Raw genomic sequence first — 12,513 nt, 5'->3', positions numbered from 1 at the left:
CTCTAACTGCTCCAGGCTCTCCGTCACCGTGACTTGAAAAGGACGTCCTGTCATCGCCCATCACCTCAAAGAGGACTCTTCTAGTTTGGCGCAGCTTCATATTTGTTTGGTATAACAAACCTCAGTTCGGGATAAGCCGAACCGCCCATTATTGCGTGCGCGTCGCGCACGCAATAATGGGCTTTTTCGAGTGCCACGCGAAGCGCGGCACTCGAAAAAGCCCTTAACCCGAACTGAGGTTAACAAGTAAAGTTACAGCGCTTTTCAAGCGTTTAAAATCTGGTTGTTTTTGTGAGAGCCGTACGGAGCACGGCTCTCACAAAAACAACCGTGGCTGATTCAAGCTCAAATCGCTTAAATACGACTTAGGGCATAGGCTTCCAAAATATCTAGCCTGGGTTTAATTGACCTGAATTGGGGTGCAGATTGAACACTTCTGGCCTTTGAAAACGGGTTATAGTCAAACGCTGTTTCACAAAAATTTAGATTTCTAAATCCTATCGGCTGATCAACTCGTATACCTACAGAGTGGTTCACGAAACAAAGCGTTAGACGGGAGTTCTCTTATGACAACCTCTCAGTTTGTGCGTCGAAGGGTGCGAAACGCCCGCTGGAGAAAGAGCCGTCCCCAAACGGCTACTCTCGTCATGGTTGGAAGTGTGCTTGTTGCTGTGGCGATCGCCATCGCCTGGTTCACGGGGCACGACCCCATCACGACTTTTTTTACCCATCTGTATTATTTCCAAGAACAGCCTCCTACATGGCTGAGGGTACCTATAGCGGTAGAACCTTATCTGTGGGTTTTTCCTGCGGCCCTTTTCCTGCTGGTGCTGATGGTGATGAAGGTGTCGCCACAGCCTCGCCCCTGGTCACGGGTGCTCGTCGTCGGCTTGCTGGCAATTTTAACGGTGAGGTATGTGTTGTGGCGATCGCTCACAACCTTAAACCTCAGTACTCCTTTAAATGGAACGTTCAGTCTGCTGCTGCTGTTTCTAGAACTGATCGTTATGGGCAGCGGCAGTGTTCAGTTGTTTCTTATGTTGCGGGTGCGCGATCGTCGTCGTGAAGCAGATGCGTATGCTCATGATGTGATTTGCGGTCATTACACGCCGTCAGTGGATATTCTCATTCCTACCTATGATGAGCCGGAGTTCATTCTGCGACGCACCGTGATTGGGTGCCAAGCAATAGATTACTCTAACAAGAAAATTTATATTCTGGATGATACTCGTCGTCCTGAAATTCGGGCTTTAGCATCTGAATTGGGCTGCCATTACCTCACCCGATCCGACAACCGCAGTGCTAAAGCTGGCAACCTGAACCATGCCTTACCTCGGACTCAGGGAGAACTCATTGTTGTTTTTGATGCGGACTTTGTTCCCACCCGTAATTTCCTGACCCGCACCGTGGGCTTCTTTCAGAATCCTACAGTGGCCCTGGTGCAAACGCCCCAAACCTTCTATAACACCGACCCAATTGCCCGTAACCTGGGCCTGGAAGATGTATTAACCCCTGAAGAGGAGGTCTTCTATCGGCAAATTCAGCCTATTCGAGATGGTGCCGGAAGTGTAATCTGTGCAGGCACTTCTTTTGTTGTACGGCGACAGACCCTAGAAGAGACAGGTGGGTTTGTTACCGATTCTCTCAGCGAAGATTACTTCACGGGTATCCGCATCTCGGCTTCGGGGTACCGGTTGATCTATTTAGGGGAGAAATTAAGTGCTGGACTGGCTGCTGAAAATATTGCAGCGCACGCTTTACAACGGCTGCGGTGGGCTAGAGGAACCTTGCAAGCTTTCTTTATTAAATCAAATCCGTTGACGATTCCGGGTTTAACCCTACTTCAACGGTTGGCGCATTTAGAAGGATTGTTGCACTGGTTCACTAGTATTTCTCGAGTTGGTTTTCTGTTATTTCCTTTGTTTTATCCGTTCGGCATCATTCCTTTTCGATCTACTACGGCAGAGTTACTGTACTTTTTCCTGCCGTTTTATTTAGTGCAATTGTCTGTGTTTTCCTGGTTGAACTACCGTTCGCGGTCAGCGGTGCTGTCTGATATTTATGCCCTGGTACTGTGCTTTCCATTAGCGGTGACGGTCATTAAGGTGATGCTCAATCCTTTTTCAAAGGGATTCCGGGTCACACCGAAAGGAACGGTGAGCGATCGCTTCACCTATAACTGGAACCTTGCACTACCGCTGGTCATTCTGTTCGTTGCAACGGCTATAAGCCTGTGGCTGAATTTGGGAAATACCTTACTGGTGACACAATCTTCTACGAATTCCTTTCGAGGAGTTTCCTTAGGTTGGATGTGGAGTCTCTATAACTTGATTGTGCTGGGGGTGGGTCTGTTGATTTTGCTGGATGTACCTCGGCCCAGTACCAGCGCCTGGTTCTCCTTGCGACGCACCGTGCGTTTGCAGGTAAATGAGCAAACCTTTTGGGGCACAACCACCATGCTGTCTGAGGAAGGGGCTGAAGTCTCTCTCACTCAGGCAAATTTGCCCATTCACCCTGGCGAATCTCTTCCCGTCAAAGTGGATTTGATGGAGGAAGAATTGACACTGTTAGGCCATATGGTTGTCAGCGCATCAGATGCTTCCCCAAAGGTTCGTGTTTTCTTTGATCCCCTACCCCTGGCAGCCCAACGAGCGTTGATCGAAGCACTATTCTGTCGCCCAGGGCAATGGACGAGCCGTCAAACACCTGGAGAGTTGCGATCGCTCTTCCTGCTTTTCCGGGTCCTGCTCAAACCCCGTGTACTGTTTAATCGCAAGGTGGACATTCAGGCGATCGCCGTTGCTCAATCCTAGAAACTGGTTGAAAGGGCTTTTTTGTATACGAAGCACACAAAAAAGCGGTTTCTAAAGCAACCCTGGCACGAGAGAGTGTGGAGCTAAGCTCCATGCTCTCTCGCCTTAATGGTCCTGGCTCTGACCATAGCAGGACGAGTACGCTGAAGGAAGGATTAGGCGGAGATGAAACGATGGCAAGTGAACTGACCCTGATTGTCGATATGGTGACTGTGTTGGGGGCAGCCGCAGTGGGCGGGTACATCGCTAACCGAGCGCGCCAGCCTGTGTTGTTGGGATACTTGCTGGGGGGGATGGTAGTTGGCCCAGCCGGGTTAGGGCTAATTGCTCTGGAGGGCGATATTCAGGTGCTTTCCGAGGTCGGTGTGGCCTTGCTCCTGTTTGCCCTGGGGGTGGAGTTTTCTCTGAAGGATTTGCTGCGATTGCGAACGATCGCTCTAGGAGGTGGGTCTGGTCAAATCCTACTCACCATCCTTCTTGGCGGTGTACTGGCGTATTTGACAGGTTGGGTTGAAACGATTCCTAAAGCGATTTTCCTGGGGGCTGTGCTGTCCCTCTCATCCACCGCCGTCGTGCTGAAGAGCTTGATTGAGCGAAATGAGGTGCAGACGGTCCACGGTCAGATTATGCTCGCCATTCTGATTATTCAGGATTTGGGATTGGGGCTGATGCTGGCGGTCCTTCCGGCACTTACTCAACTCCCTGAAACTATTGGCATTGCCCTGTTGATCGCTTTTCTAAAAGCGTCTCTCTTTCTGGTGGGAGCTATCCTGGCAGGACGATTTATTATCCCATTTCTGGTTCGGCAATTGGCAAGAAGTGGCTCCCAAGAGTTATTCCTACTGGGGATTCTAATCCTGTGTTTGGGTATCGCTCTATTGACTGAGGCTCTAGGACTGGGCATTGCCATGGGAGCATTCGTCGCCGGTTTAATGATTTCTAATGTTGAATATGCTGATCATGCCCTCGATCGCGTTTTGCCGATGCGGGATGTGTTTGCCACGCTTTTCTTTGCATCGATTGGGCTGTTGATTGACCCGACATTTCTTTTACAAAATGCATGGGTTTTGTTGGGGCTCGTTGCGGTGACTCTGGTTGGAAAGGCCGCGATCGCCACCCTCATTGTCTGTATCTTTCGCTATCCCCTTAAAACCGCTCTGACCGTAGGTTTGGGTATTAATCAGATAGGGGAATTTTCCTTTGTTTTGGCGGGAAATGCTCAGAGTGCCGGGCTCTTTTCCCAACGGGAGTATGGGCTGATTGTGGGCATCACGGCAGCGTCCCTAGTTCTAACGCCCTTCTTGCTCAAAGTTACCCCTCACCTCCTGCAATACCTTGAACAATTGCCGGTGGTGGGGTCCTGGATCCGCACTCCAGTATCACTCTATATGGCAGGACTGGATGAGGAATTAGTCGATCATGTCGTGGTGGTGGGGTATGGCCGTGTGGGTGCGACCCTAGTACGGATGCTGTATTTCCAGGGGTACTCCATTCTGGTCATTGATAATAATGAAGCAGCCTTGCAAACCTTGCGCGATCGCAAAATTCCTTACCTGTTTGGTGATGCCTCCAGTACCCTGGTTCTGGAAAAGGCCAACTTGAAGCGGGCCAAAGCTATGGCGATCGCCCTACCAGATCCCCTGGCAACTCGCCTAACCCTTAACCGGGCCCTCAGTCTTTCCCCAGAACTCGACATTACCGTCCGGGCTCATGCCAACGACGAGATTGACCTGCTGTACCAGTTGGGAGCCCAGGAAGTGGTGCAGCCCGAATTTGAAGCGTCCCTGGAAATGGGCGCTCATATGCTGCTGAACCTGGGTGATTCCATTTATGCGGTGCAGCAAATTGTGAATCGCTATCGCACCGGACGCTATCGTGACATCCTTCCAGAACGCGCCGAATACTGGGGAGCCGCCGATCTGGAAACGGCCATCGAAGGTCTACAACATAACTGGTACGCGCTGGAGTCCTACTCTCCGCTCGTTGGGTTGAATTTAGCAGAAGCCAATATTCGCCGTCACACAGGAGCCACTGTAATGGCGATCAAGCGGCAAAAGCAAATGCTGCGGTATCCCACGGGCGAAGTTGTGATGGAGGAGGGCGATCGTCTCCTTGTTGTTGGCAATTCCACTGAACACGAAGCCTTCGCCAAATTATTAGAATCTATCCACACATAAACGCTACTGACGGGTAGTTTTCGGGCTTCAAAGCCGAGAGTGCATGCTCGTAGAGCATGCACTCTCGGCTTTGAAGCCCGAAAATCGTTATATTTTGGTAAACGGCTAGCCTATAATCAAACGTCTGGACACCGTTACCATTACCCATGATTTCGACCATCGCTCAATTGAATGCGCGCATTGAGCAGGCTTTGATTGCCGCCTTTGGCCCCGACCTGGCAGGCACAGACCCCATGCTCGTGCCCGCCAGTAATTCCAAGTTTGGGGATTACCAGTCCAATCTGGCTATGTCGTTGGCAAAGCGATTAGGGCAGGCTCCTCGGGCGATCGCCGAACAAATCGTCCAAAACATTGATGTGTCGGATCTGTGCGAGACTCCCACGATCGCAGGCCCCGGCTTCATCAACTTTCGCCTCACTCTGGATTATTTAGAGCAACAGCTCCAGGCTATTCGCACAGATTCGCGATTGGGAGTTGAGCCGTTACGTCAGGGTGTGCGGGCGATCGTTGATTACCCCAGCCCTAACATTGCCAAAGAAATGCACGTCGGCCACCTGCGCCCCTCCGTAATTGGAGACTGTTTGGCCCGTATTCACGAATTTTTAGGTTACGATCTCCTGCGTATCAGCCACCTGGGCGACTGGGGTACCCCTTTCGGCATGCTGATTGCCTACCTCCGCGAAGCCTACCCGGATGCCCTAAAAGATTCCAGTGCCATTGATCTGGGAGATTTAGCTTCGTTCTATCGGGCTGCCAAGAAGCGGTTCGATGAGGATGAAAAGTTTCAGGAAGTCGCTCGTCAGTCCGTTGTGGAGTTACAGGCAGGTGATCCTGAAACCCTCCGGGCCTGGCAGATTGTCTGCGATCTTTCTAACTCTACTAACCAGAAAATCTTTGATTTGATGAAGCTTTCACCCCTTATCTTGCGGGGTGAGTCTTTCTACAATCCCTTCCTCCCAGACGTGATCACCGAATTGGATAAGCTGGGTCTTCTGGTTGAAGATCAGGGTGCCCAATGCGTTTTCTTGGAAGGCTTCACGAATAAGGAAGGGAAGCCACTTCCGATGATTGTGCAAAAGTCTGGTGGTGGCTACAACTATGCCACAACAGATCTGGCAGCTATTCGCTATCGGGTCAATGTGGATAAGGTTCACCGGGTTGTATACCCGGTCGGAGCGGAACAAGCTAATCACTTCGCCCAGATCTTCCAGGTTGGCAAACGGGCTGGATGGATCACAGACCAAGAGTTTCTCTACGCACCTCTCGGAAGTGTGTTGGGGGATGACGGTAAGAAGCTAAAGAGCCGTTCTGGAGATGCAGCGCGGTTAATGGATTTGTTGGAGGAGGCGATCGCCCACGCCCGCCAAGATCTAGAAACCCGCTTTGCTGAAGAAGGCCGCCAGGAAAGTGAAGAGTTCATTGCCCATGCTGCTCAGGTCATCGGCATCAGTGCCATTAAGTATGCAGACCTGAGCCAGAACCGTACTAGCAACTACATCTTCAGCTTCGACAAAATGCTGGCTCTTCAGGGGAATACTGCTCCTTACATGCTTTACGCTTATGTCCGTATTCAGGGCATCAGTCGCAAAGGCAACGTCGACTTCGATACTTTGGGAGTCGATAGCCCCATTTCCCTCCAGGAAGAAACCGAGTTAGCTCTGGCAAAGCACATTCTTCAATTGGATGAGACGCTGTTAGCGATCGACCAAGATTTGCTGCCAAACCGTCTGTGCCAATACCTGTTTGAATTGAGCCAGAAGTTCAACCAGTTTTACGATCGCTGCCCTGTACTCCAAGCTGAAGAACCCTTACGCACATCTCGCTTGATTCTCTGTGATTTAACAGCCCAGACGATTAAGTTAGGGCTATCCTTACTGGGTATTTCTGTGCTAGAGCGGATGTAATTAAGGGTTGATTTATAGCAACCTTTTGATTGCCATAAGCTAGTGTTCGTGTTTCTTAGAAAGAAACCCGGTGTTTCTAAAAACACCGGGTTTCTCATATCCATAGACTTGCGATCGCCTAAAAAACATACACAACGTTAACTTTTGGTGGCTATTCCAGTAAAAGTTAACGTTGGGCACGAACTTTAAGCATCAATGGCAGCAAATTGTCGAGGAGGCGATCGAACTCCATGGGTACAATATCTCCACCATGAAGAATGTCGCGCATGATAATAAAATGTACCATCGCTCCTGTAAAAGTGCGGGCGGCAACTTCAGGGTCTGGTAGATCCAGGTCGGGATGCTCTGCCAGGTAGGTCGTTAAGCGCTTCAACGTCGGTCTTTCAACGTACTCTACAAAGGTGCGGGCCAACTCAGGAAAACGCCCTGATTCCCCAATAACAATGCGAATAAACGTCAGCACCTGAGGATCTGCCCCAAGATTAGCCATCATACTATGGGCATAACGTTTGAGAGAAACCACTGGATCCCCAGAACTGGATTGCAGAGCCTCCTGGGCAAACAATTCCTTTCGCTGCGCTAGCCTCCGAATTAACGCCTTGAAAAGATCCTCTTTTCCCTGAAAGTGGTTATACACGGTTGCCTTCGACACTCCAGCGGCAGCGGCCACCCGATCCATACTGGTAGCGGCATAGCCATGAGTGAGAAACTCCTGCATGGCTCCATCTAAAATGGCCTCTGTCTTTTCAGGGGATAACTCGCGGGGGGCCCGCTTGAGTGTATTCATCGTATCGTTCTAATCCAGCAACATACCTGTGAACTTCAATCATACGGAAGGGCATGGCACAACAGGCACACTCCCCAGAAACAGGTTTACCGAGCTGTTCCGTATTTCTTGTTCTTGACGCAATTATACTAAACTGTTTAGTTTATTATAGTGATAATGAACTGAACAGTTTAGTATTTCGTCGGTTATTCTCAGGCGCCTCTGTAAATCCTGAGTTGTCGAGCTTGGGATTTAATCTGCATTACCGAATCTCCCAACCAGAACTATGCAAAGTACCTTCCCGAATGCGCCCGCTGTTAATCCGTTTCCTCCCACTCAGTTATCAAGCCGAGAAATCGAAGTTCTAAAACTGATTGTGGAAGGCAACACAAACACTGAAATTGCCTCTGCCCTTTTTGTGAGCCCTAATACTGTAAAAACCCATGTGCGTAATATTCTGAATAAGCTGGGCGTGAGCGATCGCGTTCAAGCTGCCGTCTTCGCCCTCCGCAACGGTTTGTTGTAACAGTTAATTCATTCCAAATTCTTCGGCCTGATACAACACTGTCCCCTGTCGCAGGGTTAATAGCACATCTGCTGGCGTCACCCGGGTTAGGATTGAGGCCAGAATATGTTGGCTCGCCCTCAGGTGCGGTTGATGAAAATTCAGCACTACCAGATCCGCCGGAAGCCCCACTTTCAAATATCCCCCTGTATCTGTTGCACCATCCGGTAGGCAGGAGTCGCCCATGTGAGTGTGGCTGTTGTACATGCCAGGCATGATAACGAGAGAGCCGTGAGCGATCGCTCCACAAGGCTCCTGCAAATCCATCCGCTGCACCACATCTCCCTCCACCACGAATCGTGAGCATCGATGAGGGATTAGCTCTGGTCCTTCCAAAACAATACAATCTCTCAAGTCAAGCACAGGAATACTATCCTTCGGGAAATTGTGAATAAAAAAGATGCCAGAGATCATGATTAGAACTGGCATCCCGAATGATTTTTAGCGTACAAAATGAACAAACTAATTCAAACTACATAGACGTATCGCGAATAGGTTGAGGAATGACCTTGGTCAAAATGGCGTACGATACCGCCGCTATAATAACGCCATTGATAGGTCCAACCCCGATCCCTGTCTGGCTTGTAAAGTAAGCCGTGAGTGCTGCTACCACATAGGCAATTACACCTGCCCAGTTAAATGCAGGTAAATTGGTGTCCAACGAAGGAAACTGTCCGCGATGCCGAAACCAAAAGTCCGCCATAATAATGCCGCCTACAGGTGGGATTACTACTCCTAAAAACAACAGGAAAGGAATGATGCGATCGGCTCCTCCAGAAAGGGCTAAGGCCAGAGCCAGCGTTGCACCACCCAATACGAAGGCATGCCGCTTTGTTGTGCGAAAGAAGTTAGTCCCAGCCATTGAGAAGTTGTAAATAGTGTTGTCCTGTGTCGTCCAAACATTGAGGATCAGCAGGACAATGCCACCGGCTAAAATACCCTGAGTTGCCATTGCTTGAATCAGGTCTTCGCTGCCATATACCAGGGTGCAGAATGCTCCTGCAAATACCAGTAGACCATTGATAAAAAAGAAGGAGAGTGCGGTGCTCCAGACCGCATTTTTACCTGTGTCTGCAAAACGACTCCAGTTAGTCGCTTGAGTTCCCCCCGAAATGAAGGTTCCAATCACAACAGCCAGTGCTTGAGTAAAGGTCATTTCAGCGGTGGGTTGCAACGATGCTAAATCCCCTGCATCCCGGAAGCCTAAGGTGAGACTGATAGCAATCAAAATCAACATAGCAGGCACAGCCAAACGGCTCAACCAGTCCATGGCGTTGTAGCCGACATAGGCGGTCACGCAGAAAGCATAGGTAAAGAAAATAGTGCCCACCACATTGAACCAGATGGGTAGACCGAGTAGCTCCGTTAGGGCACTGGCAATAAAGGCATTGGTGACGGCATACCAACCAATTTGAGTGAATCCAAGAATAAAATCCACCCACCGAGAACCCATATTGCCAAAGCTAAACCGAGACATGAGCACGGTTGGCAAACCACTGCGTTGAGCAATGAACCCTAGAGCCGAGCAGTATGCCCCCAACAAGAGATTACCGATTAGAACAATGAGTAACATCTGGATGAAGGGAAATGCGGGACCAATAGCGCCTCCAGCGAATAGAGTTGTTGAGGTGAGGGCAAAACCCATTAATAGAGGTGCTAAAGACCAAATAGGTTTCCGGGCATCCATCGGAACAGGTGTTAACGGAAAATCTTCAGCCGCTTGGGAGCGATCGCCCGCCACCGGCCCAGTCGTAGTGCTCATGTTAAGGAGATCCCCCAAAACTTACCCAATGGGAGATATTCTCAGATGTTGCCCCTGAGTCAGTGGTATTGGAGACTACAGAACCCCCTTTCGCTAGAGAGCGGTACGTCATGGAACCCACAGCGTAGATTCCATGACGTACCGCTATTAAAAAACAAAATTTCTACGCTTCCACAGGGGCCTTAGATGCCCGCAATTGCCCACAGGCCGCGTCAGCCTCTAATCCCCGAGAATATCGTACACTCACTGCAACGTGCCGCTGTTTAAGCGCTTGTACAAACCGCTGAATCCGTCGCTCATCAGGCCGCTTATAATCTACTTCCGAAATCGGGTTGTAGGGAATCAAATTCACATGGCTTTGAAATCCCCGCAAATGATGTGCCAGCTCTTCTGCATGCTCTGGCTCGTCATTAAACCCAGCTAACAGAATGTACTCGAATGTCACCCGCCGCCCCGTGATTTGCACATACTCTCGACACTCCGCCAACAAATCCTCCAACGGATAGGGATGCGCACTCGGAATCAACTGCTCCCGTAATTTCTGATTCGATGCATGCAAACTAATCGCCAATGTTACTTGCAAATGCTGCTCCGCCAACCGACGAATTCGCCCCGGAATCCCTACCGTCGAAATTGTGATCATCCGCTGGCCAATGCCAACGTCCTGGTTGAGCGATCGCACTGCCCCCAACACATTCTCGGCATTCAACAGCGGCTCTCCCATCCCCATAAAGACGATGTTGCTGACCCGCTGTCCAAATGCCTCCTGTACGGTCAAAACCTGATCCACAATCTCATGCACCTTCAGGTTTCGCAGGAAGCCCCCTTTCCCCGTCGCACAGAAATCACAGGCCATTGGGCATCCCACCTGTGATGATACACACACTGTCAGCCGCTTTTCTGACGGCATTCCCACTGTCTCAATAATTTGCTCATCTGCCAACCGCAGCAGAAACTTGATAGTGCCATCCGACGCTTCAGATTGGTAGTGGATGTGCGATCGCCCTATCGGGTAATCTGCCACTTCCGCCCGCCATTGCTTCGAGAAGACGGAAATGTCGGAGAGCGATCGCGCTCCCTGCTGATAAATCCACTGGTGCAACTGCTTCCCGCGATAAGCCGGCTGCCCCCGCTCCTGTACCCAAGCCGTCAACTCCTCTAGAGACTGCCCCAGCAAAGGCACTCTCTCCCCTTTCGAGTTGTTGACACTAAGTTCCGAAGAAACAGCCGAAGTCATGGGAAAAACCAAATACACCAATCTCCATCTTAGAACCTGTTTGAGAAGTTGATTTTATGTGTGCGTCGCGCACATAAAATCAACCTAATCGCATACTCAAATCCAGCCAACTCGATCGCGTAATCGGCGCACTTGTAGACACATAATCTACCCCTGTCTCCGCTACTGCCCGAATCGTTTCCAACGTCACATTCCCCGATGCCTCAATCTTGATCCGCTTATTTGCTTCCCGAATCATCCCCACCGCTACCTGCATTGTCTCCAGCGGCATATTGTCCAACATGATGATGTCTGCCCCCAACCGCAGGGCCTCTGTCACCTGTTCCAGCGTTTCTGTCTCCACCTCGATTGCTAACGGATACGGCACCTGCGCCCGGATTTGGGCGATCGCCGTCTCAATTCCCCCCGCTGCCACAATATGGTTGTCCTTAATCATCACCGCATCATCCAACCCCATCCGATGATTTAAGGCACCCCCTACCCTCGTCGCATACTTCTCCAACACCCGCAATCCCGGCGTCGTCTTCCGCGTATCCACTAACCGCGTCGGCAAATCCGCGATCTTCTCCGCATAACGCCGTGTCGTCGTCGCGATCCCGCTCAACCGCATGGCCAGGTTCAATGCCACCCGTTCCCCAGTCAACAGCACCCCCAACGGCCCCTCCATTTTTAGGATTGGTTGCCCACGATCGCACACTGCTCCCTCCGCCACCAGCGGCAAAACCTCCACCTCTGCCGACAACAACTGGAAGACCCGTACTGCAATCGGTAATCCTGCAATCACTCCCTCTTCCTTACAAATCCACTGCCCCTTTCCTTCTTTCTGATTCAGTTGCAGCGCTTCCGTCGTGCGATCGCCCCGCCCCACATCCTCTAACAACCACTCTCGCAACAACCCATCCAACACCAGCCCCGTCGGCAACGCTGCCCCGTTCCCCACCATAAACGTCTCCTAAACAAAGAACTGCCCTCCAATCCTGCCACACCCCAGAAGGGCAAAAACAGCAACGAAGCCATAGTGCAGCACTCATGCAACAGTTCAACGCCCCCATCCAAACCTGATCCGAACCCCACTGATGCGAAGCGGCCAATATGCCCTACGTAAAACCTTCTTGCCAAGGGGACTAGGGGAACTGGCTTTGTTCCCCTGGTCGAGGGAGTTAAGGGCAAAGCACCCAGCCCTCTAAAGGTCATTTGAGAGCTTCTTAATATTTTCTATCATCCCTGTTATCACTGGCTTTCAGGCTTCTATTCTAAAAGCTGAACGTTTAACACCCACGTTTGAGCCA

General features: G+C 50.6%; 8 protein-coding genes and 1 pseudogene. 4 read left to right on the top strand and 5 right to left on the bottom strand.

The features are described 5' to 3' along the window. The first annotated feature begins 566 nt into the window (after positions 1-566). The 3 genes from H6F91_RS05110 (at position 567) to argS (ending at position 6,894) form a co-directional block, all read left to right on the top strand. Positions 567-2,813, top strand: coding sequence for a cellulose synthase catalytic subunit (locus tag H6F91_RS05110; RefSeq protein WP_190775905.1), 2,247 nt, complete (start codon positions 567-569; stop codon positions 2,811-2,813). A gap of 173 nt (positions 2,814-2,986) precedes the next feature. Further along, positions 2,987-4,990, top strand: coding sequence for a cation:proton antiporter (locus H6F91_RS05105; RefSeq protein ID WP_190775906.1), 2,004 nt, complete (start codon positions 2,987-2,989; stop codon positions 4,988-4,990). A 146-nt stretch (positions 4,991-5,136) separates the two neighbouring features. Beyond that, positions 5,137-6,894: an arginine--tRNA ligase gene (gene argS / locus H6F91_RS05100; protein WP_190775904.1), complete on the top strand. Its 1,758-nt coding sequence runs from the start codon at positions 5,137-5,139 to the stop codon at positions 6,892-6,894. A gap of 166 nt (positions 6,895-7,060) precedes the next feature. Here the strand turns inward: argS and H6F91_RS05095 are convergent, their stop codons facing one another. Next, positions 7,061-7,681: a TetR/AcrR family transcriptional regulator gene (locus H6F91_RS05095; RefSeq protein WP_190775903.1), complete on the bottom strand. Its 621-nt coding sequence runs from the start codon at positions 7,679-7,681 to the stop codon at positions 7,061-7,063. 319 nt (positions 7,682-8,000) lie between these two features. Between H6F91_RS05095 and H6F91_RS05090 the strand changes: the two are divergent. Next, positions 8,001-8,186 (top strand): annotated as a pseudogene (locus H6F91_RS05090) (response regulator transcription factor); the annotation flags it as partial. A 3-nt stretch (positions 8,187-8,189) separates the two neighbouring features. Here the strand turns inward: H6F91_RS05090 and H6F91_RS05085 are convergent. The 4 genes from H6F91_RS05085 to nadC form a co-directional block, all read right to left on the bottom strand. Further along, positions 8,190-8,588 (bottom strand): hypothetical protein, encoded by a 399-nt coding sequence (locus tag H6F91_RS05085; RefSeq protein ID WP_206754903.1) that lies wholly within the window; start codon positions 8,586-8,588, stop codon positions 8,190-8,192. Positions 8,589-8,697: 109 nt separating this feature from the next. Then, entirely contained in the window at positions 8,698-9,987 is a 1,290-nt protein-coding gene (gene codB / locus H6F91_RS05080) for a cytosine permease (RefSeq protein ID WP_190775900.1), read from the bottom strand. 163 nt (positions 9,988-10,150) lie between these two features. Further along, the gene (gene rlmN / locus H6F91_RS05075; RefSeq protein WP_190775899.1) at positions 10,151-11,224 is read right to left on the bottom strand and encodes a 23S rRNA (adenine(2503)-C(2))-methyltransferase RlmN; all 1,074 of its coding nucleotides are present in this window, start codon (positions 11,222-11,224) and stop codon (positions 10,151-10,153) included. Positions 11,225-11,303: 79 nt separating this feature from the next. Continuing rightward, a complete protein-coding gene (gene nadC / locus H6F91_RS05070; RefSeq protein WP_190775898.1) occupies positions 11,304-12,167 on the bottom strand; it encodes a carboxylating nicotinate-nucleotide diphosphorylase in 864 nt (287 codons plus the stop codon). Positions 12,168-12,513 lie beyond the last annotated feature (346 nt).

The organism is Leptolyngbya sp. FACHB-8 (assembly GCF_014695575.1).
GTDB lineage: Bacteria > Cyanobacteriota > Cyanobacteriia > Elainellales > Elainellaceae > Vacuolonema.
This window is presented reverse-complemented; position numbering and strand designations above follow the sequence as displayed.

Coding starts and splice junctions, on each gene's coding strand:
- H6F91_RS05110 (WP_190775905.1), top strand. CDS start 567: ATGACAACCTCTCAGTTTGTGCGTCGAAGGGTGCGAAACGCCCGCTGG.
- H6F91_RS05105 (WP_190775906.1), top strand. CDS start 2,987: ATGGCAAGTGAACTGACCCTGATTGTCGATATGGTGACTGTGTTGGGG.
- argS (WP_190775904.1), top strand. CDS start 5,137: ATGATTTCGACCATCGCTCAATTGAATGCGCGCATTGAGCAGGCTTTG.
- H6F91_RS05095 (WP_190775903.1), bottom strand. CDS start 7,681: ATGAATACACTCAAGCGGGCCCCCCGCGAGTTATCCCCTGAAAAGACA.
- codB (WP_190775900.1), bottom strand. CDS start 9,987: ATGAGCACTACGACTGGGCCGGTGGCGGGCGATCGCTCCCAAGCGGCT.
- rlmN (WP_190775899.1), bottom strand. CDS start 11,224: ATGACTTCGGCTGTTTCTTCGGAACTTAGTGTCAACAACTCGAAAGGG.
- nadC (WP_190775898.1), bottom strand. CDS start 12,167: ATGGTGGGGAACGGGGCAGCGTTGCCGACGGGGCTGGTGTTGGATGGG.